Source organism: Sphingobium sp. RS1 (assembly GCF_056156825.1).
The window spans coordinates 72,042-90,834 of sequence record NZ_JBLZXE010000001.1 but is presented as its reverse complement, the minus strand read 5'-3'; the positions used below and the strand labels follow the sequence as shown (position 1 = coordinate 90,834).

At 65.1% G+C, this 18,793-nt stretch carries 22 protein-coding genes; 20 read left to right on the top strand and 2 right to left on the bottom strand.

Annotated elements, in window-relative coordinates:
- The first annotated feature begins 90 nt into the window (after positions 1-90).
- The 20 genes from ACNHGR_RS00465 (at position 91) to hutC (ending at position 17,347) form a co-directional block, all read left to right on the top strand.
- Positions 91-429, top strand: a complete 339-nt coding sequence (locus ACNHGR_RS00465; RefSeq protein ID WP_007406371.1) for a hypothetical protein — start codon at positions 91-93, stop codon at positions 427-429.
- Positions 430-569: 140 nt separating this feature from the next.
- Positions 570-1,049: a heavy metal-responsive transcriptional regulator gene (locus ACNHGR_RS00460; RefSeq protein ID WP_007406417.1), complete on the top strand. Its 480-nt coding sequence runs from the start codon at positions 570-572 to the stop codon at positions 1,047-1,049.
- Positions 1,046-1,267: a hypothetical protein gene (locus tag ACNHGR_RS00455; protein WP_007406426.1), complete on the top strand. Its 222-nt coding sequence runs from the start codon at positions 1,046-1,048 to the stop codon at positions 1,265-1,267. The genes ACNHGR_RS00460 and ACNHGR_RS00455 overlap by 4 nt, the downstream gene beginning before the upstream one ends.
- Positions 1,268-1,326: 59 nt before the next feature.
- A complete protein-coding gene (locus tag ACNHGR_RS00450; protein WP_007406382.1) occupies positions 1,327-1,647 on the top strand; it encodes a hypothetical protein in 321 nt (106 codons plus the stop codon).
- 23 nt (positions 1,648-1,670) lie between these two features.
- Entirely contained in the window at positions 1,671-3,581 is a 1,911-nt protein-coding gene (locus tag ACNHGR_RS00445) for a 2Fe-2S iron-sulfur cluster-binding protein (protein WP_030089529.1), read from the top strand.
- Positions 3,581-4,309 (top strand): hypothetical protein, encoded by a 729-nt coding sequence (locus ACNHGR_RS00440; protein WP_007406424.1) that lies wholly within the window; start codon positions 3,581-3,583, stop codon positions 4,307-4,309. Before ACNHGR_RS00445 ends, ACNHGR_RS00440 begins: the two co-directional genes overlap by 1 nt.
- The gene (locus tag ACNHGR_RS00435) at positions 4,306-5,028 is read left to right on the top strand and encodes a cytochrome C (protein ID WP_278374497.1); all 723 of its coding nucleotides are present in this window, start codon (positions 4,306-4,308) and stop codon (positions 5,026-5,028) included. Before ACNHGR_RS00440 ends, ACNHGR_RS00435 begins: the two co-directional genes overlap by 4 nt.
- Entirely contained in the window at positions 5,015-5,458 is a 444-nt protein-coding gene (locus ACNHGR_RS00430) for a DUF1622 domain-containing protein (RefSeq protein WP_007406411.1), read from the top strand. The genes ACNHGR_RS00435 and ACNHGR_RS00430 overlap by 14 nt, the downstream gene beginning before the upstream one ends.
- 14 nt (positions 5,459-5,472) lie before the next feature.
- Complete coding sequence (locus tag ACNHGR_RS00425; protein WP_015449267.1) at positions 5,473-5,913, top strand: four-helix bundle copper-binding protein; 441 nt, start codon at positions 5,473-5,475, stop codon at positions 5,911-5,913.
- 254 nt (positions 5,914-6,167) lie between these two features.
- The gene (locus tag ACNHGR_RS00420) at positions 6,168-7,469 is read left to right on the top strand and encodes a glycoside hydrolase family 130 protein (protein ID WP_438830636.1); all 1,302 of its coding nucleotides are present in this window, start codon (positions 6,168-6,170) and stop codon (positions 7,467-7,469) included.
- Between the two features lie 228 nt (positions 7,470-7,697).
- Positions 7,698-7,988 (top strand): hypothetical protein, encoded by a 291-nt coding sequence (locus ACNHGR_RS00415; RefSeq protein ID WP_007406388.1) that lies wholly within the window; start codon positions 7,698-7,700, stop codon positions 7,986-7,988.
- A 318-nt stretch (positions 7,989-8,306) separates the two neighbouring features.
- The gene (locus ACNHGR_RS00410) at positions 8,307-8,708 is read left to right on the top strand and encodes a hypothetical protein (RefSeq protein ID WP_015449265.1); all 402 of its coding nucleotides are present in this window, start codon (positions 8,307-8,309) and stop codon (positions 8,706-8,708) included.
- 147 nt (positions 8,709-8,855) lie between these two features.
- Positions 8,856-9,185 carry a hypothetical protein gene (locus ACNHGR_RS00405; protein ID WP_004212674.1) on the top strand — a complete coding sequence of 110 codons (330 nt, stop codon included), beginning with the start codon at positions 8,856-8,858 and terminating at the stop codon, positions 9,183-9,185.
- A 252-nt stretch (positions 9,186-9,437) separates the two neighbouring features.
- On the top strand, positions 9,438-10,958 hold the full coding sequence (locus tag ACNHGR_RS00400; protein ID WP_278374498.1) for an aldehyde dehydrogenase family protein: 1,521 nt from the start codon (positions 9,438-9,440) through the stop codon (positions 10,956-10,958).
- 26 nt (positions 10,959-10,984) lie between these two features.
- Positions 10,985-12,010 (top strand): alcohol dehydrogenase AdhP, encoded by a 1,026-nt coding sequence (adhP, locus tag ACNHGR_RS00395; protein ID WP_004212676.1) that lies wholly within the window; start codon positions 10,985-10,987, stop codon positions 12,008-12,010.
- A 25-nt stretch (positions 12,011-12,035) separates the two neighbouring features.
- A complete protein-coding gene (locus tag ACNHGR_RS00390) occupies positions 12,036-13,742 on the top strand; it encodes a copper resistance system multicopper oxidase (RefSeq protein ID WP_475283837.1) in 1,707 nt (568 codons plus the stop codon).
- A complete protein-coding gene (locus ACNHGR_RS00385) occupies positions 13,739-14,725 on the top strand; it encodes a copper resistance protein B (RefSeq protein WP_015449262.1) in 987 nt (328 codons plus the stop codon). The genes ACNHGR_RS00390 and ACNHGR_RS00385 overlap by 4 nt, the downstream gene beginning before the upstream one ends.
- Entirely contained in the window at positions 14,719-15,960 is a 1,242-nt protein-coding gene (locus ACNHGR_RS00380; RefSeq protein ID WP_015449261.1) for an MFS transporter, read from the top strand. Before ACNHGR_RS00385 ends, ACNHGR_RS00380 begins: the two co-directional genes overlap by 7 nt.
- A 68-nt stretch (positions 15,961-16,028) precedes the next feature.
- The gene (locus tag ACNHGR_RS00375) at positions 16,029-16,466 is read left to right on the top strand and encodes a DUF411 domain-containing protein (RefSeq protein ID WP_004213035.1); all 438 of its coding nucleotides are present in this window, start codon (positions 16,029-16,031) and stop codon (positions 16,464-16,466) included.
- Positions 16,467-16,657: 191 nt separating this feature from the next.
- Positions 16,658-17,347 carry a histidine utilization repressor gene (gene hutC / locus ACNHGR_RS00370; protein WP_230588639.1) on the top strand — a complete coding sequence of 230 codons (690 nt, stop codon included), beginning with the start codon at positions 16,658-16,660 and terminating at the stop codon, positions 17,345-17,347.
- A gap of 3 nt (positions 17,348-17,350) precedes the next feature.
- Here the strand turns inward: hutC and ACNHGR_RS00365 are convergent, their stop codons facing one another.
- Positions 17,351-18,085: a PepSY domain-containing protein gene (locus ACNHGR_RS00365; protein ID WP_004213137.1), complete on the bottom strand. Its 735-nt coding sequence runs from the start codon at positions 18,083-18,085 to the stop codon at positions 17,351-17,353.
- Positions 18,082-18,786, bottom strand: a complete 705-nt coding sequence (locus ACNHGR_RS00360) for a PepSY domain-containing protein (protein WP_015449260.1) — start codon at positions 18,784-18,786, stop codon at positions 18,082-18,084. The genes ACNHGR_RS00365 and ACNHGR_RS00360 overlap by 4 nt, the downstream gene beginning before the upstream one ends.
- Between the last annotated feature and the right edge of the window lie 7 nt (positions 18,787-18,793).

The window sequence follows — 18,793 nt, the reverse complement described above, 5'->3', positions numbered from 1 at the left end:
GTCCCAAGCCTGAAGAGACGCTCTTCCCCTCGGCAAAGTCCGGGCGGTGGCTTACCATCCAAGGAGGTGAATATGGTCAGAAAAACTCTCATGGTCGCGCTTGCCGGCATTTCGATGCTTGCTGCCGTCCCCGCTATGGCCCAGGGCATCGGGCACAGCCTGTTCATGCGCGGCTCGATCGTCGACACGGGCAGCAACGGCACGGTCGTCTGCATCGGCAAGGCCGATGGCGCCGAGGTCGGCCAGAAGCTCGAGGTCTATCGCGTCGTGACCCATCCGGGTCCGTCCAAGGGCGTGGCGCCGACCTATCACCGCCAGCTCGTCGGCCATGTGACGATCGACCATATCTTTGACGATCACTTCGCGCACGTGTCCGTCGCCGACGGCACGCCTGCCAGGCACGACATCGTCGAGCTTCGCAAGAACTGACAAGCCGGTGGCCCGGCGGCACGGGCTGCCCTGCGACGCGTCGGGGCAGCGGGCCGCCGGCGACGAGGAGACCGTTCGGGGTCAAAGCGAAACCGCTTGACCCTGGACCATGGTCCAACCGGCATGATCGAGCGGATGACATGGGCAATTTCAAGATCGGCGAACTGGCCGCGGCCGCAGGCGTGGGGCGGGATACGATCCGCTATTATGAGCGGATGGGCCTGCTGCGCGAGCCCGCGCGCACGGCAGCGGGCTACAGGCTCTACGACGCGACCGACCTCGAGCGCGTCAATTTCATCCGCTCGGCGCAGGAGCTTGGTTTCACACTCGAACAGGCCCGGCAGCTGCTGGCGCTCAGGGCGTCGGACACCGCGCATGCCCAGGCCGTGCTCGATATCACGCTTGCCAAGATCGCGGACGCCGAAGCCCGGCTCGAGCGCCTGTCGGATATCCGCGACATGCTGCGGATGCTCGCCGACGAATGCCCGGGCGAAGTGCCGGTCTCCGATTGCCCGATCCTCGCCTTCCTGACGGCGCGGCGGAAAGACCAGCAGCATAACAAGAAACATCAGGCAGCGCAGGACGAACGATCACCACGAGCGAAAGGGGTTTTGTCATGAAGAAAATGCGTTTGATCGCCGTCCTCACGCCGGCGCTGCTTCTAGGCGCCTGTGTGACCACGCGGCCGACCTCGGCGCAGGTCGAGAGTTGCCGGGCGATGGAGGGCAATATGGGTCTCCAGACGCCGCATGATCATGGCGAGATGAAGGGGCAGGGGCGCAACCCGATGAACCTCTCGCACGACCGGTGTCTCCGGATTCTGCGCAGCGCGCAATGAGCCGGTCCGGACGCCAGGGATGGCGCCCGGACACAGTTTTCAAGCCAAGGAGCAAAGCCATGATCGACCATGCGAAGAAAGCCCTTCCACTTGTCGGCGGAAGCCTGTTGCTGGCGCTCGCGCTTTCGGGCTGCGACCGCCAGGCCGACCAGACGGTGCCGCCCGCGGCGAACAGCGTCGCCGCCACCCCGGTCCTGACCGACAGCGGCAACGCTGCAGACGCGGCGCCGATGGACGCGATGAGCAACCAGGCCGAGATGGAGCGGCATCACCGTCAGGCGATGGACCATGACGCGATGCGCGCCGGGGCCGGCAACCAGACCGCGCCGGCACCCGATCCCGCGCCGGGCAATGCGGCGATGCCGATGAAGGATATGTAGGCTCGCACACTAAGGGGATGAGGATGTCCAGGCGGATCAGCCTTCGACGCTTGAGCCTCGGCTGCGCAATCGCTCTCAGCCTGTCCGCGAGCGCGGGCGCGCAGGAGGGCGAGGATCATGCCGCGCATCATGGCGCAGGCATGCCGGCCGGCGGGGGCATGTCCGCACCGGCAGAGCCGGGGTCGTCGGACATGGCGAAGATGATGAACCCCATGATGGATCGCATGATCAATGGGGAAGGGGAGAATGAGCACGGCCACGAATCGCGCCGGACCGGCTTCATCTCGCAGCTGCTCGCCTTTCCCGCGCTTGACGAAGCGGCAAGGCAGCGGGTCGCTGCGCAGGCCGGCGAACGGGTAAGCACGGGTCTGGCGATGATCAACGCCGCCTCGGCCGACGGCGCGCGTGCGACCACGGTCTCGGCCCGGCTCGATGCGGCGCGGCGCCTGCGCGAGGGAACCGACCTGTTCCGCTCCGGCACCGCCGCGCAGGGCGCGATCGGGGGCTTGCAGCCGCCCCGGGAGGTCGGGCTTGCCTGGCTGCGCGATCAGCTCGACATCGACCAGGCCGCGCCCGGCCATGCCGATCACTGGTTCGGCATTTCGCCCTCGCACCTCCTTCTCATGCTGTTCCTGGGGCTGGTGAGCGCCACGCTTATCGCGCTGCAGATCTTCCGCCTGCGGCGGATCGGGGCGATCGCCGGCGGTGTCGCCACCGCCAAGGTTCCAGCAAAGCCGGAGCCGAAGGCTGCCCCTCCCGCTACCAGGGTTGCGCCCGCGCCTGCACCCGTTGCCGACAGCGCCGGGCTCGCGCCGAGCAATGCGGCCGCACCCGCTGGGGCGTCGCTGCGCAAGCCCAAAAGCTGGGCGGGGCAGCTGCGCGTGGTCCAGATCGTGCGAGAGACGCCGAGCGTGCTGACCTTCCGGCTCGCGGACCCGACCGCCGACCGGCTGCCGTTCGACTTCCTGCCGGGCCAGTTCCTGCAGGTCGAGGTAGAGCCCGAAGCGGGCAAGACCGCGCGCCGTTCCTACACGATCGCCTCTTCGCCGACCCAGCGGGCCTATGTCGAACTGACGGTCAAGCGCGAGGAGCAGGGCGTGGTCTCGCGATACCTGCACGACAAGGTCGTCGCCGACGATCTGCTGAAGGTCAGCGGACCGTTCGGCGCCTTCACCTTCACGGGAACGGATGCCCAGAGCATCGTGCTGATCGCGGGCGGGGTCGGCATCACCCCGATGATGTCGGTGCTGCGCTATCTCACCGACACCGCGTGGAAGGGTGATATCTTCTTCTTCTACGGCGCACGGTCGACCGAGGAATTCGTGTTCCGCGACGAGCTCGAGCGGCTCGAACGCCGTTTTCCCAACCTCCATGTCGTCGCCGCGATGCAGCGCGCGCCCGGCACCGTCTGGATGGGCCCCGAAGGGCCGATCACGCGCGAGATGATCCTGGCCGCGGTGCCGGAGATCGCGAGCCGGCGCATCCATATGTGCGGCCCGCCGGCGATGATGGGCGCGATGCGCGGCGTGCTGGCGGAACTCGGCGTCCCCGAAGCGCAGCTGCACACCGAGGCGTTCGGTCCGGCCTCGCTGCCGGCCGACCACGAGGATCTCGAGGTCAAGCCCGCGCCCCCGCCAGCGGATAAGCCGGCCCCGAGCGCCGAGGTGGCGCCGAGCACGGTGACCTTCTCCGTGTCGGGGGTGTCGGCGGCCTTGCCCGCGGACGAGACCGTGCTGGAGGCGGCCGAGGGCGCGGGCGTCGAGATCCCCTATGCATGCCGTGCGGGCACATGCGGCGCCTGCGTGGTCAAGCTGCTGCAGGGCGAAGTGACGATGGAGGTCGAATCCGGCCTTGCGCCCGCCGACAAGGCGCAAGGCTATGTGCTCGCGTGCCAGGCGAAGGGGACGGGCACGCCGCTCGTGGTCGAAGCCTGATGCGCGAACGCAGCGACATTGCCGTGGGCCTGCTGGTCGCGTTCCTGCTGCTGTTCCCGTTCGGCTATCTCGTGCATGTGTCGCCCCGCTTTCCGGGTAGCCTGGCCGGCGGGATCATCGGGATCGCAGCGCTCGTGCTGATGCTGCTGACGCTTCCTTATGTCGCGGCCAAGCACATCGCCTGGGTCGACAAGGCGCTCTCCCGGGTCGTCAGCAAGCCAACCCTGCTCGCCATCCACATCTATGCCGGCGTGCTGGCGCCGATCCTGGGTCTGGTCCACGCCGCGCACAAGCTCGAAAGCCCGGTCGGCCTGCTTCTGACCGTCCTCCTGCTGATGACGGTCATCACCGGCTTCATCGGCCGCTACCTGCTTGCCCAGCTTGGTCGGGCGCTGCGCGGACGCAGGTCAGAACTGGCCTCGCTTCGCGCCGCCTTCCTCGAGGAGCCGGCGGCGCCGACGCAGGCCGATACCGCAGCCCCGCCGCTGTCGGGCTGGAAGCGCTATCTGTTCGTCGCCGGGGATGCGTCCGCGGGCCAGCGCCCCCAGGACAAGGCGGGGATCGCCGCAGCGCTGGCCGATACCGAATTCGCGATCCGTGCCGAAGAGGCAACCAACACCCTGTTCGCGCGGTGGCGGTTCCTGCACATCCTGCTGGGCTGTCTCATCTTCGCGCTGCTCGCGCTCCACGTCGGCGCGGCGATCTATTACGGGCTGCGCTGGCTATGAGCTGGCAGCGTCTTTCCTACGCCGTCTTCATCGCAGCCCTGCTGGTGATGGTCGCCGCGGTCGCGATCCGGATGCGATCGGACGCGCCGAGGGATGCCGGCCTGGTGGCGCAGCTCGTCTCGCCCGGCCCGCTCTCGAGCGCGCACCAGTCCTTTGCCGGCCAATGCACGGCCTGCCACACGCCGGGCAAGGGCGTCGAAACCCGGACCTGTCTCACCTGCCATGCGGGCACCGATTTCGGGACGAAGCAGTCGACGCAGTTCCACGCGAAAGCGACGCAGTGCACCTCCTGCCACGTCGAACATGAGGGAGAGCGCGGCATCGTCCGCATGGATCACGCCGCGTTGCTCGACATGGCGAAGTGGCGGCAGCCTTTGGCGGGCATGTCGACAAACACTCGAAGCCTGACCCCCGAGACCGCGCTCAATTGCGCGAGCTGCCATGCGTTCCGCGATCCGCACCAGGGCCTGTTCGGCACCGACTGCGCGAGCTGCCACAAGACCGACAGCTGGAAGATCGCCAATTACCGCCATCCATCGGTCAATTCGACGCAGTGCGCCGAGTGCCACAAGGCGCCGCCGAGTCACTTCATGGAGCATTTCAGCATGGTCTCGCAGCGCGCAGCCGGATCGAAGGCGCGCGTCGACCAATGCTATGCCTGTCACGCCACCGACAGCTTCAACAATATCCGCAAGCGAGGCTGGTATGATCACCATTGAGGCCGACTGGCTGAGCGCCTTCTTCCGGCTCGCGGTGATCGGCCTGGAACTGGCGGGCACGCTGACCATCCTGGTCGGCGCGGGGCTCGCAACCTTTCTGTTTGCGCGGCGGGCGAGGGCGGGCGACCGAACCGAGGCCTATAGCGCGTTCCGCTCGGCGCTCGGCCGCAGCATCCTGCTCGGCCTGGAATTTCTGGTCGCCGGCGACATCGTCAAGTCGCTGGTGATCAACCCAACGCTCGACGATCTCATCGTTCTGGCCGGGCTGGTGCTGGTGCGGACCTTCCTGAGCATCTCGCTCGGGGTCGAGATCAACGGCCACTGGCCCTGGGAGGAAACCCGGATGGCGCGGGAGAAGGCGCGTGCGGCGTCGGATGGGTCGCCTGCGACGGCTGAGGCCGCCGGATGCGGCACAGCGCTCAAGGGATAGCAGATGGGAGGTGCATGATGATCGAGAGACGCGAATTGCTGATGGCCGGCGCCGGCCTTGCCGCCGCCGGAACGCTGGCTGTGCCGGCGGCGGCGCAGCAGCATCGAATGGAAGGGATGGCGATGTCGATGACGGACTGCATCGACGATTGCGTGGCTTCGCACCGCATGTGCCTGGAAACCGCCGCTTGGCTGACGAAGCAAGGCGGCGCGTCAGCTACGGCGTCGCTGATCGCCATGCTGAACGACTGTGCGGAACTGTGCCAGGCGACCGCCAACTCGATGCTGCGGGAATCTGCCCTGCACCGCATCGTCTGCCGCGCCTGCGCCGACGCTTGCGAGCGCTGCGCCGAGGAATGCGGACGCCATAGCGCGGACCAGCGGATCGCGCGTTGCTCGGCCACCTGCAAGAAATGCGCGGCGAGCTGCCGAACGATGGCGGACATGTCGAGCTGAGCGGCGCGCTTCGCACGTGCCCCACATAGTCACGTTCAGGCCAGAGCCCCCGGTCACAGCTTGTGTGTCCGACAACTACGCCAGGACAGCGATCATGGCACGTGGCACAAAGTCCGAGTATCCGGCAACGGCGGAAATCATCGCACCCGCCATCGCCGGAGCCTTCCGTGCCGCCACCCGATAGTCGGGTAATGCCGAGCACCATCTTTACGATTGCGTGAACGCTCCACGGTCGATCTGTATTGGAGAAGTCAGTGTCAACCGCCGAATTTGTCAACCGGCTACCCGAATTGCTCCGCCCCAATCCAGCAAGGGTAGTGATCAGACCCTATATGCCGTCGACGGAAACCTATAAATATGCGGTACCGGATCAGCCACGTGCGCAGCGCATCGCCGACCGCGTCCTGGCGCTCGACCCAGCATCGCTCCACGATGAGTTGCAACGCATTCTTGATGATTTCTCGGGAAGGCATCGTGAGGTTCCGTCCCTGTTTTTGCGGCGGTTCCACGAGGTTGATGGCATCATCGTCTGTGATTGCGAGGTCACCCATGAACAGGCGCTCTTGATCGGTGCCCATTTTTGCAACGAATATTCCTATGAGGCAGCAGCGCTTTTCAATCCGAGCATCGTCCTGCATCCTGATCAGTCTGCTGTACCTGAAAACTCTCTCCGATTCATTCTTTCCCTGCGAGGCGTGGGCGAGGGGCATATCTCCTCCGTCACCTTTCGCACCGGGTTTTGCGCCGCGGACGGAACCATAGCAATCAATCCTCCGAGCCCCATGCCGCTCGTGCTGGAGACTGAAAACATCTCCGGCGAGGACGGGCCGGACGCGGGCATTCGGATCAAGTGCGATGGCAGCCACGATCTCTCGGAGATCGTGATCTTTCCGACAACCCCCAGCCAGCGTGGTGGCATCGAAGACCTTCGCTTGGTCCGCTTCCTGGACGACGATGGCCGAGCCACCTATTTCGGTACATATACGGCATTTAGCGGCCAGTCCGTCCGGCAGGAGTTGTTGTCCACGCCGGACTTCCGGACATTCGAACTCAGACCGCTGCGTGGGGATGCCACCGGTAGCAAGGGCATGGCGCTTTTCCCCCGACGCATTGCCGGGCACTTTGCCATGCTTGGGCGCGAGGATAACGAAAATATCTGGTTCCTGACGTCCGCGGACATTCACGACTGGAGTGGCGGAGCGAAAGCCATCGAACCTCGCTGGCCTTGGGAGTTTGTCCAGATCGGTAATTGCGGATCGCCGATCGAGATCGACGAAGGCTGGCTGGTCGTAACTCATGGAGTCGGCGCCGTTCGGAACTATTGCATCGGGGCGTGCCTGCTGGACCGTGACGATCCCTCGAAGCTGCTGGCGCGGACGAAGCTACCGCTTTTGCGGTCGGACATGGATGAGCGCGAAGGTTATGTGCCAAACGTAGCCTACAGCTGCGGCGCGATGGTACATAATCGGGTGCTGGTACTGCCTTATGCCATTGCTGACAGCTTCACCACTTTTGCCACTATTCCTCTCGAGCGTCTGCTGGCCGCCATGGATTAGTCACTGTTGCCGACCTGTCCTGCTCTCGAGTCCGAACCATAGTTACACATCGGCACAACAACGATGCCAGTGCGATAATTTATGGCCATCTCAGAGACGGACTTCGCACATTACGTATACAGCAAGGCGGAAGGTGACACCATTTCACGGGCAAGCTCCGGAAGGGGCGACAATCGACCGGGCATATGCTCGATCGAACGGGAAACCCAGACTTGAAGGAATGGATACTTGCGCAAGAAGACGGCAATGATCGCTTCGCTCGCAGCTCTCGGCTTCCTCGCCGTCAGTGCCGGACCGGTGCTGGCGGACGGGATGCCGCCGGGCATGCCCGATCTTGAGGAGACCCTCAAGGCCAGGCCGGCGCCTGCCCAGCCCGATCCTGCCCACATGCAGGGCATGGCTCACGGTAAGGAGCAGATGCACGGCCAGATGATGCAGGGCCATCGAATGGCGATGCGGGATTCGCAGGACCAGGACGGCGCCTCCGGCATGTCACACAGGTCGGACGGTGGTTGCTGACCCTGCCATCATTCCATCAGACGACAAGGTTGACGGACAAGATCATGGCCGCTTTCAACCGAAGCCTTGGTCCGCCGTTCCCACGGCGGGCCAATCGCTTTTCTGGCCGGTCTCAGGACGAGAAAACCAGGCCGGGTCACATTTTTGATCGATCCCGGATCATCATTTTACGCGCCTGCTCCAGCAGGCACACGGCCGATCGGATTTCGATTCGTAACTTACGTATACAGACAGCGTCTCGCTAGCAGCATTGAAGCTTCGGAATTGCCGGGATCGGAACGTCGATCGGGCAACAGGAAGAACACTCGGAGACCCTCAATGCGACAGACGACATTTCTCGCGGCGCCCGTCAGCCTCTTCGCGACGCTAACCTTCGCCGCCGGCACCGCTCTCGCCCAGTCGACGCCCGCGCCCGCGCAGGCTGCGCCGGCCCATGCCCACCAGCAGGGCATGGATCATGGCGGGCAGCAGATGCACGATCAGATGATGAAGGATCATCAGGCCGGCGCGCAGAAGCAGCAGGGGCAACCGGCCCAGCAGGATCAACAGGGCATGTCGGGGATGGCCGGCATGTCCGGCGGCTCGCCTGCATCGAACGGCTCGGGCATGGCCGGTAAGGCGAAGAGTGGCTGCTGCAAGATGCCGATGAAGAAGGCCAAGCCGGCGGCGAAGAAGAAGACCGCCAAGCCCATGGCCGACAAGCCGATGAGCGACATGTGAGGTTTCCAGCCCCGAGAACAGACCCCAGGGGCTGAGGGCCCGCCGTTCCCCCGCGGCGGGCCAGTTCTTTGACGATGCCCAGCGTCGCCCCGTGCTCCCAGCTTTCAAAACCGGGTCCGAGCGTCTGACTTGACAGAGGAAACAGCGATGCGAAAACATCTTGGCGTCGGTGCTGCTGTTGGCTTTCTGCTCTTTGGCAGCACGCCGCTCCTCGCACAGGGTATCGGCCATAGCTTGTTCATGCGCGGCAAGATCGTCCGTATGGATGCGGGCGGCACAGTGGCCTGCCTGGGTAAGGCCGATGGCGCGCACATCGGGCAGATACTCGAAGTCTATCACGCAACGCCGCGCCACCGCCGTCTTGTCGGTCATGTCGAAGTCGACCAGATTTTCGACGACCATTATGCTCATTTCCGCGTGAGGGACGGGACGCTTCAGAAAGGCGATTGGGTGAGCCTAAAGCGCGTCCGGGCGTAACGCCAGAATTGGAATGCCAAGCGCCGCCCTCGCCAAAAGAAGACTCGGCCGAGTAACGCCTGTCTCGGCATAATTCCGATCAGGCGTGCGCGAATACGTTCAGGAGTCGATGAATAGTCATCGGCTCTGTTGGCGTGTCTGACCCTCAAGCCCGCGACCCCGATACCAGACTACCTTCTGCGGAACTTACTTATAGGCCACCCGGGCAAAGAGATTACTCCGTCAGGCCATCGATAGAGATGGAGTCAGGTTATGTTCGAGAAGGCGATCGGGACCATTAACGCGGCGGCCTCCTTCCGACACCGCTATGATAATTTCATCGGAGGCCGCTGGAGCGCTCCTGCGGGCGGCGAGTATTTCGCCGACACGAGCCCGATCAATGGCGCCCAGATCGCAGAGTTCGCGCTGTCGACGCCGGAAGATGTCGAGCGCGCGCTCGATGCGGCGCACGCCGCCAAGGATCAATGGGCAAGGATCGCGCCCGCCGAACGCGCCAGGATTCTCAATCGCGTCGCCGACCGGCTCGAAGACAATCTGGAGTTGCTGGCACTTGCCGAGACGATCGACAATGGCAAGCCGATCCGCGAGACGCGCGCTGCCGACGTGCCGCTCGCGATCGACCATTTCCGCTACTTCGCCGGCTGCATCCGGGCGGAGGAAGGCGGCATCTCGACGATCGATGCGGACACCATCGCCTATCATTTCCGCGAGCCGCTCGGCGTCGTCGGCCAGATCTTCCCGTGGAACTTCCCGCTGCTGATGGCGGCGTGGAAGATCGCCCCGGCGCTGGCGGCGGGCAACTGCACCGTCATCAAACCCGCATCCCAGACGCCGCTCACCTTGCTGATGTTCGCCGAGCTCACCGCCGACATCCTGCCGCCCGGCGTGCTCAATGTCGTTACCGGCCCGGGACGGACCGTTGGCCAGGCGATCGCCGCCAATCCGCGCATCGCCAAGGTCTCGTTCACCGGCGAGACCGTCACCGGCAAGCAGATCATGCACGCCGCGGCGGACCATCTGATCCCCCAGACGATGGAGCTTGGCGGCAAGTCGCCCAACATCTTCATGGCGGACGTGCTCGACGAGGACGATGCCTTCTTCGACAAGGCGCTCGAAGGCTTTACTTTGTTCGCCTTCAACAAGGGCGAGGTCTGTACCTGCCCGTCGCGCGCCCTGATCCATGAGTCGATCTTCGACCGCTTCATCGAGCGCGCCGTGGCGCGCGTCGCCGCGATCCGCCAGGGCGATCCGCTCGACCCGTCGGTCCAGGTCGGCGCGCAGGCGTCGGAGGACCAGCTCCACAAGATCCTGGGCTATATCGATATCGGCAAGGCCGAGGGCGCGCAGTGTCTGGTCGGTGGCGCCAGGGCGCTGCCGGGCGGTGCGCTCGACCAGGGCTATTTCGTGCAGCCGACCGTGTTCGTGGGTCAGAACCACATGCGCATCTTCCAGGAGGAGATCTTCGGTCCCGTCCTGTCGGTCACCACGTTCAAGACGGTCGAGGAGGCGATCGCACTTGCCAATGACACCGCCTACGGTCTTGGCGCGGGCGTCTGGACCCGGAGCGGCAACACCGCCTACCGGCTCGGCCGCGCGATCGAGGCCGGGCGGGTCTGGACCAACTGCTATCATCAGTACCCCGCCCATGCCGCCTTCGGCGGATACAAGGCATCGGGCTTCGGGCGTGAAAACCACCGGATGATGCTCGATCATTATCAGCAGACCAAGAATCTGCTCGTCTCCTATGACGAGCACGCGCTCGGCCTATTCTGACCCCCCGCTTAAAAGGAGAAACGGACATGGCGAAAACCATGAAGGCGGCGGTCGTCCGCGAATTTGGCAAGCCCCTGGTCATCGAGGACGCGCCGATCCCGACGGTCGGCCCCGGGCAGGTCCTGGTCAAGATTGCGGCAACCGGCGTGTGCCATACCGACCTGCACGCGGCAGAAGGGGACTGGCCGGTCAAGCCCAACCCGCCCTTCATTCCTGGCCATGAGGGCGTTGGGCATGTCGCCGCCGTTGGTGCCGGCGTCACCCATGTGAAGGAAGGCGACCGGGTCGGTGTGCCCTGGCTCTACACCGCCTGCGGGCACTGCGTGCATTGCCTGGGTGGCTGGGAGACGCTTTGCCACGAACAGCAGAACACCGGCTATTCGGTCAATGGCAGCTTTGCCGAATATGTCCTCGCCGATCCCAACTATGTTGGTCACCTTCCCGACAATGTCGACTTCCTCGACATTGCGCCGATCCTCTGCGCGGGCGTCACCGTCTACAAGGGATTGAAGGCCACCGAGGCCCGACCCGGCGAGTGGGTGGTCGTCTCCGGCATTGGCGGGCTCGGCCACATGGCGGTGCAATATGCCCGAGCCATGGGTCTCAATGTGGCCGCGGTCGACATCGACGATAGCAAGCTCGACCTCGCTACACGCCTTGGCGCCACACTGACGGTCAACGCGCGCAACGAGGACCCTTCGGCAGCGCTCAAGAAAGCCATTGGCGGCGCGCACGGGGCGCTGGTGACCGCCGTTTCGCCCAAGGCGTTCCAGCAGGCGCTCGGCATGGTCCGGCGCGGCGGCACGGTCGCGCTCAACGGCCTGCCGCCGGGCGACTTCCCGTTGTCGATCTTCGACACCGTGCTGAACGGCATTACCGTGCGCGGCTCGATCGTCGGCACGCGGCTCGATCTGCTCGAGGCACTGGCGTTCGCCGGCGAGGGCAAGGTCAAGGCCACGGTCCATGCAGACAAGCTGGAGAACATCAACGACGTCTTCTCCCGCATGCATCATGGCGACATCGAGGGCCGGATCGTCCTCGACCTCGCCTGAAGCCGACTTCGCGAAAGTACAGTTCATGTCTCCCTTACATATCCGGCCGATCGCGCGGCGCCGTTTCGTCCAGGGGCTGGCGATCGGCGGCGCGGTCGCCGGTTTCGCCCCGGCGCTTCTCGCGCGATCCGCACCAACCTTGCCCGCTGAGCTGAGCGGGACCGAGTTCGACCTCGAGATCGCCGAGCTGCCGGTCAACTTCACCGGCAAACGCCGTATCGCGACCGCCGTGAACGGCAGCGTGCCCGCGCCGGTCCTGCGCCTGCGCGAAGGCGACACGGTCACGCTGCGCGTACGCAACGGCCTCAAGGAGATGTCGAGCATCCATTGGCACGGCATCATCGTGCCGGCGGAGATGGACGGCGTGCCCGGCATCAGCTTTGCCGGCATCGCGCCGGGCGAGACCTTCACCTATCGCTTCGAGGTCCGCCAGAGCGGAACCTACTGGTATCACGCTCACACGCTCGCCGAGCAGACGGGACTCTATGGAGCGATCATCGTGGAGCCAAAACAGGTGCCGACGGCGCGGGCGCCCGATCGCGACTATTGCATCGTGCTCAGCGACTGGTCGGACGAGCCGCCGCTGCAGATCTTCCTCAATCTCAAGAAGCAGAGCAGCTACTATAATTTTGCGCAGCCGACCGCCGGCGATTTCCTCAAGGATGTCGGCACCATGGGCTTGGGCAAGGCGCTCGAGCGGCGGCGGATGTGGAACAGCTCGCGGATGAACCCGACCGACTACAGCGATGTCTCTGCCGCGACCTACACCTATCTGATGAACGGCGCGCCGCCCGCCGGCAACTGGACCGGTATCGCCGCGCCCGGCGAGCGCGTGCGCCTGCGCTTCGTCGGCGCGGGGACGGCGACGTTCTTCGACGTGCGGATCCCCGGGGTCGAGCTGACGGTCGTATCGACCGACGGGCAGCCGGTCGAGCCGGTCACGGTCGAGGAATTCCGGATCGGCCCGGGCGAGACCTACGACGTCGAGTTCACCATGCCCGAGGGCGGCGCCCGCACCATCTTCGCGCAGGCGATCGATCGGAGCGGCTATGCGCGTGGCACGATCGCACCGGCCCCGGGCATGGCGGCAGCCGTGCCGCCGCTCGATGCCCGGACCTGGCTCGAGCCGGTCGACATGATGGGCGCGATGGCGACGATGGGCGCAATGGGAGGCGACGCGCATGCCGGGCACGGCATGACCGAGATGCCGGCCAGGGCACGGCACGCCCGCACCGAATATGGCGCCAATACCGACATGCGCGTCGACTATCCGCGCACCAATCTCGACGATCCCGGCGCCGGGCTGCGCGGGCGCGGCTGGCGCGTGCTGACGCTGGCCGATCTGCGCACGCCGGGCGGCGATCCCGACCCGCGCGAGCCCGAGCGCGACATCGAGCTGCATCTGACGGGCAATATGGAACGGTTCATCTGGTCGCTCGACGGCATCAAGCTCAACGATTCCAGGCCGCTTCATTTCAAGCCAAACGAGCGGCTGCGCGTCACCTTCGTCAACGACACGATGATGGCGCATCCGATGCATCTGCACGGCATGTGGAGCGATGTCGAAGGCCCGGACGGCGCCTTCCAGGTCCGCAAGCATACGGTCGTGGTCCAGCCCGCCCAGCGGGTGAGCTTCCGCGTCACCGCCGACGCCATGGGCCGATGGGCCTTCCACTGCCATCTGCTCTATCACATGGCGGCCGGCATGTTCCGGGAGGTGATGGTCGCATGATCCGGATTTTCCCCTCGCGCGGCATCGCTCTTGGCGCTGCCCTCTTCCTGGCGCCGGCGATCACGGCTCCCGCCCTCGCGCAGGATGCCTCGCCCCCGTCGCCCGCCGCCACCCCTGCCCAAACGGCCACTCCCGCTCAGCACACCCCTTCCGCGCAAGGCTCTCAGGACCATGCGGGCATGGACATGCCGGGCATGGATATGACCGACACGAAGGCGTCCGGTAACGGCGCCACGATGGACATGGGCTCGATGCAGGGCGGCCAGGCCCCGCCGGACGCGCGCAACTCGGACGATTATGCCGACGGCTACCGCAACTCGACGCTGCCGGGCTATGAGATGGCCGACAAGCTCTCAATCCCCAAAATACTTGTCGATGAGCTTGAGTTCACCAGCGGCAACGAGGGTCAGGGCGTGGGCTGGACCGTGCTCGTCACCAAGGGTCAGGACAATGACAAGCTCTGGCTGCGCAGCCAGGGGCTCAAGAACTCCCGCGACCAACGTCTCGATCCGGAGAGCAGCGTCGAGGCGCTGTGGTGGCACAGCAAGAACCCGTTCTGGGGCACGCTGCTCGGGGTCAGGCAGGATCTCGGCAAGGGTGCGACCACCTGGCTGGCCGCCGGCGTCGAGGGACTGGCGCCCTATTGGTTCGACGTCCAGCTCACCGGCTATGTAGGAACCGATGGGCGTCTCGCGGCGCGCGCCAAGGCGTCCTATGAGGTCTTGTTCACCAATCGGTTGATCCTTACGCCGCAGGTGGAGACCAATATCTATTCGAAGCGGTCGAGCGATCGGCAGCTCGGCAGCGGCTTCAGCAATGTCGAGCTGAGCGGACGGTTGCGCTACGAGGTGTCGCGCAAGTTCGCGCCCTATATCGGCTTCGTCTGGGAGCGCGCATTTGACGGCACGGCCGATTTCCGTCGCCTGCGCGGGGAAGGGCCTTCCGAACACAGGCTGGTGATCGGCTTGCGCGCCTGGTGGTGATCCGCGGATGGCCACTCGAGGGGTCGACCGCGAACGCGCCGCGTGACAAGGCTGGATCGCAAGCCAACGGTCGCTGGCCGGCCTCCTTTTTCGTCTTGTTGCTCGCGGCGGCTGCGGCGTCGGCGGGACAGACGGCCATTCTCGCCTTCCTTCCGGCACTGGTCGACCCGGCTCGTGGCGCGCTATCGTCAAGCGCTCATGATTTTCATGTCGCGAGCCTGACCGCGGTCCATCCCCTGGCAGCCTTGCTGGCGGCGCCGCTCTGGGGCTGGATCGCGGACCGGGTCGACTATCGGGCGATGTTGCGCGCAGCGCTGGTCATCCTCGCCCTGGTGACCGCGCCGATCGGCCTCGTCGGGCTGCCTGAGCTTTATGCATTGCGCCTGGTGGCGGGGATGGCGTCGGCCGCCATCATACCGTTGGGCTTGCTCTGCGCGAGCTTTGCCGCAAACGAGCGCGCGGACCAGGCGCGGCGCTTCACCTGGCTGACCGCCTTCTTGTTTCTGGGCGATCTCGCCGGTCCGCTGGTGGCGGAGGTCTCGGCCGCGATCCTGCCCCGCGCTCCCCTCATGATCCTCGCTTTCGGCATCGGTGCCGTCGGGGCGGCGCTTTGCGCCGTGCGTCTGCCGCGCTGGTGTGCACCTTGCATCGATGGCGGAGACCTGCCCGCGCCGACGCTCGGCGCGACGCTGATCCTGCTTTTCGTCACGATCGTCGCGGGCGGCGGGCTGGCGGCGATGCATGTCAATCTCCTGGTGACGCGGAGCGTCATTTCGCTGAGCCGCGAAGAGATCGCCTGGATGCTCAGTCTCTGCGGATTGGGCATGCTGGCAGCACAGATCTTCCATGCGAGGCTCGATTGGCTGGTGACCATGCCGAGGCGGCTTGCGGGGCTGACGCTCGGCCTGCTGGCTGCGGCGCTCTTCCTGTTCCCTGTCGCCGCGAGCATGGCCGAACTCAGTGGGATCATCGTTGCTGCCGGCTGGAGCTCGGCAACCCTTCGATTGGTCACCAGCTTCTGGATCAGCGGTGCGGCAGCCCCTTCGGGTCTGAAGCTCGGTCTCCAGCATTCCGCCGCCAGCATCGGGCAGGCGCTCGCGCCGCTGGCGATCGCCGTCGTCGCTCCCGGGGCGCAGCACTTAGTCTTGTGGGGGATTGGTGGTCTGTCGCTGGCGCTGCTTGTGTCCTTGCCGCTCGCCTGGAGGCCGCGCGCCATCGTGAAATCTTCAGCGTGATGAGGGGTAGGGGGCATCAATGCGTATAGATCATTAGGAACCCTATCGCATGCTTCCGGGAGCCGTTCATGAAGACCCGTCTTTCTGCCGCCTTGCTGTTCCTCGCCCTGCCCGGCGCAGCGCTTGCGGCGAATGATGTCGTCGTCCACCGGGACCCGGGTTGTGGATGCTGTGAGAAGTGGGCCCAGGCGCTTCGCGCGAAGCTGGGCCGCACGGTCGTCATGCGCGACGATGCGTCGCGCGGGGCGCTTCAGCGGAGGGCCGGCATGCCGGGCACGCTGGCATCCTGCCACAGCGCGATGGTTGATGGCTATCTGATCGAGGGCCATGTCCCGGTCGCCGATATCAAGCGCCTGCTGGCAACCCGTCCCGTAGGCGTCAGAGGCATTGCGGTGGCGGGGATGCCGATCGGCTCGGAGGGCATGGAAGTGGCAGGCGCCGCCCGCCAACCCTATGCGGTGGTGTCGTTCGGCAGTTCGGGCCAGAAGGTCTTCGCGCGGCATTGATCACGCACGCCTCGGCTCTCGCTGGTGATTTCCTGTTTGAATGACTGGGACTTGCTCGCCCCCACCTGTATAGTCATTTGATGCATGCTCCCGCTCGCCCCCATAGCCGCGCATCCGCTCCCCGGACGAAAGCTGCTTCTGTGGGCGAACCCGCGGTCGACGCTGCCGGTGCGGAGAAGCAACCTCGCTATGTGGCGATCAAAGACAGCATTTTCGAGGACATCCGGGAAGGTCGCCTGAAGCCCGGCGACCAGACGCCGTCAGAGGCCGAGCTCGTCGAGACGTTCAAAGTCTCGCGCATGACCGCAAACCGGGCGTTGCGGGAACTGCAATCGGCCGGTGTCGTGGTACGGCGGGCGGGGCGGGGCAGCTTTGTCGCCGAGCCCCGGCCGATCGGGCAGCTGATCGAGATCCGCAACATCGCGGAGGAGGTGCGCGGCAGGGGCCACGCCTATCGCGCGCGCGTCATTTATAATATCGAGATACGGGCTGATGCGGAAAGGGCAGCTCTGCTGGAAGTCGGCTTGGGCACGCGCCTCTTCCATTCGCTTATCGTCCATCACGAGACCGAATTCCCAATTCAGGTCGAGGAGCGCTTTGTGCTGGCATCTGCTGCGCCACGCTACGGAGAGAGGGATTTCAGCGCCTCGACGCCGAATGAATATCTGACACGTGTTGCCCCGCTCGAGCGAGTAGAGCACCGGGTGTGCGCGGCGATGCCGGATACAGCCATGCGAACAATGCTGGGCCTCGCTGAAGGAGAACCAGTGCTAATGATGACGCGCAGAACCTGGAGTCGCGGACGTCTCGTATCGCACGCTTGGCTCACGCACCCGGGCAATCGGTTCGAGCTATCGGCGGCTTTTTCTGTTGGGACCTAGCGATCAGCCCGCGCCCAACTTGACGGCCGATTTGCGCCTGCGCCGCAACCATCGCACGTCGGCGCGACTGAAGCTCTTAAACAGCAGGTAGAAGCCCGTCCCCGACAGCCACAAAGTACCGAACGCAACGAAGACGATCAGCGGGTGATTGAAGCTGGTGCGGTTCACATAGTCCATATTGTGGAGCATCCAGAAGAAATCCCAGGTGCGCCATGTGTCGCCGCGCATGACCAGGAATCGGCCGGTGTCGGCGGAGATGTAGGCGCTGCTGTTCTCTGCGTCCGCGAAATCCAGTCGCCACATGGTGCCTTCGTGCTCGCGCGCTTCCACATTCGGTTCGGCGAGCAACGTTGCCTTGCGGATCGGTGCTTCATTCACCATCGTCGCGACGTCGCGCGCGACCTGCTCGTCGACCCGAACCGGGGCGCCGCTCGTCGCGTCGATTAGCCGCGTGCCCGTGGTGGATCGAAGCTCGTAGACGGGGCGTGTGGCAAGGGACCGCAAGGCGATGCCGAGCACGGGACCATCAAGAGCGAGCTTTGCCGGCGCAATATAGTCACCGGCAGGTAGGGCGTGCTGATGGCTGGCCTGCGCACTGTGTCCGCCGACCTTCTCCTGATCGAGCAAGGCCATCATCGAGCCGCTCAGAGCCCAAAGGAGAAACTGCACGCCCAGGATCAGGCCGACCCATTTGTGGATGCGCCGAAAAAAGAGCGGGGTGAACCGGATTTTCTTCATGCCTTCTTCTTCCTGCGCCGCGGGAACGACCAAAGCAGCAGCCAAGCCCCGGCCAGCGCCATGGCAAGGGCACTCCAGGTCGCCACGCGCAGCAGCGGATTGTTGACGTCGGAGCGATCGTCATAGTCCATGATGTGCAGCATCCACGCGAAATCGAACACGCGCCACAGCGCATGGCGGCGCGAGATCAGCTCACCGGTCTGCGGAGAGAGATACAGGGTTGGCCGGTTCCAGGCATCGAATTCGACCTGCCAATAGGGAGGCTTGCGCGCCTGCATTTCCAGTGGCGCCGTCGTCAGCAGCCGGGCTGCGACGATGTCCCCGGTGCCGCTGTAGATGCGCCGAGCGGCGGCGCGGATTTGTGCCTCGCTCAAATCGGGGATGGGCTGTCCCGAACCTGCATCGAAGAGTCTTGGACCACCCGAGGTTTGCGCGCGCCAGACGGGCTGATCCATGAACCGTTGCAGGCGGATCTCGGACGCGTCGGGAGCCGATTGAACAATCCGCGCCGGCGGGACGAAGCTCGCAAGGTCGATGGGGGCGACGACCGGTGGGCGGACCAGATCGTCGCCATGGATGATGTCGATATGGACGGCCACCATATAGAAGCCGGTCAGCGTCCAGAGCAGAACCTGGACGCCGACGATCAGGGCCAGCCACTTGTGCGTCCGGCGGATGACCAAAGGCCAGCGAATTGCCATGTGCTGC

Bases quoted from the DNA above. Each gene is read 5' to 3' on its own strand.
- ACNHGR_RS00405 (WP_004212674.1), top strand. From the start codon at position 8,856: ATGCGAAAACATCTTGGCGTCGGTGCTGCTGTTGGCTTTCTGCTCTTT.
- ACNHGR_RS00365 (WP_004213137.1), bottom strand. From the start codon at position 18,085: ATGAAGAAAATCCGGTTCACCCCGCTCTTTTTTCGGCGCATCCACAAA.
- ACNHGR_RS00360 (WP_015449260.1), bottom strand. From the start codon at position 18,786: ATGGCAATTCGCTGGCCTTTGGTCATCCGCCGGACGCACAAGTGGCTG.
- ACNHGR_RS00450 (WP_007406382.1), top strand. From the start codon at position 1,327: ATGATCGACCATGCGAAGAAAGCCCTTCCACTTGTCGGCGGAAGCCTG.
- ACNHGR_RS00465 (WP_007406371.1), top strand. From the start codon at position 91: ATGGTCGCGCTTGCCGGCATTTCGATGCTTGCTGCCGTCCCCGCTATG.
- ACNHGR_RS00375 (WP_004213035.1), top strand. From the start codon at position 16,029: ATGAAGACCCGTCTTTCTGCCGCCTTGCTGTTCCTCGCCCTGCCCGGC.
- ACNHGR_RS00410 (WP_015449265.1), top strand. From the start codon at position 8,307: ATGCGACAGACGACATTTCTCGCGGCGCCCGTCAGCCTCTTCGCGACG.
- ACNHGR_RS00440 (WP_007406424.1), top strand. From the start codon at position 3,581: ATGCGCGAACGCAGCGACATTGCCGTGGGCCTGCTGGTCGCGTTCCTG.
- ACNHGR_RS00400 (WP_278374498.1), top strand. From the start codon at position 9,438: ATGTTCGAGAAGGCGATCGGGACCATTAACGCGGCGGCCTCCTTCCGA.
- ACNHGR_RS00385 (WP_015449262.1), top strand. From the start codon at position 13,739: ATGATCCGGATTTTCCCCTCGCGCGGCATCGCTCTTGGCGCTGCCCTC.
- ACNHGR_RS00455 (WP_007406426.1), top strand. From the start codon at position 1,046: ATGAAGAAAATGCGTTTGATCGCCGTCCTCACGCCGGCGCTGCTTCTA.
- ACNHGR_RS00390 (WP_475283837.1), top strand. From the start codon at position 12,036: ATGTCTCCCTTACATATCCGGCCGATCGCGCGGCGCCGTTTCGTCCAG.
- ACNHGR_RS00425 (WP_015449267.1), top strand. From the start codon at position 5,473: ATGATGATCGAGAGACGCGAATTGCTGATGGCCGGCGCCGGCCTTGCC.
- ACNHGR_RS00445 (WP_030089529.1), top strand. From the start codon at position 1,671: ATGTCCAGGCGGATCAGCCTTCGACGCTTGAGCCTCGGCTGCGCAATC.
- ACNHGR_RS00460 (WP_007406417.1), top strand. From the start codon at position 570: ATGGGCAATTTCAAGATCGGCGAACTGGCCGCGGCCGCAGGCGTGGGG.
- ACNHGR_RS00435 (WP_278374497.1), top strand. From the start codon at position 4,306: ATGAGCTGGCAGCGTCTTTCCTACGCCGTCTTCATCGCAGCCCTGCTG.
- ACNHGR_RS00430 (WP_007406411.1), top strand. From the start codon at position 5,015: ATGATCACCATTGAGGCCGACTGGCTGAGCGCCTTCTTCCGGCTCGCG.
- adhP (WP_004212676.1), top strand. From the start codon at position 10,985: ATGGCGAAAACCATGAAGGCGGCGGTCGTCCGCGAATTTGGCAAGCCC.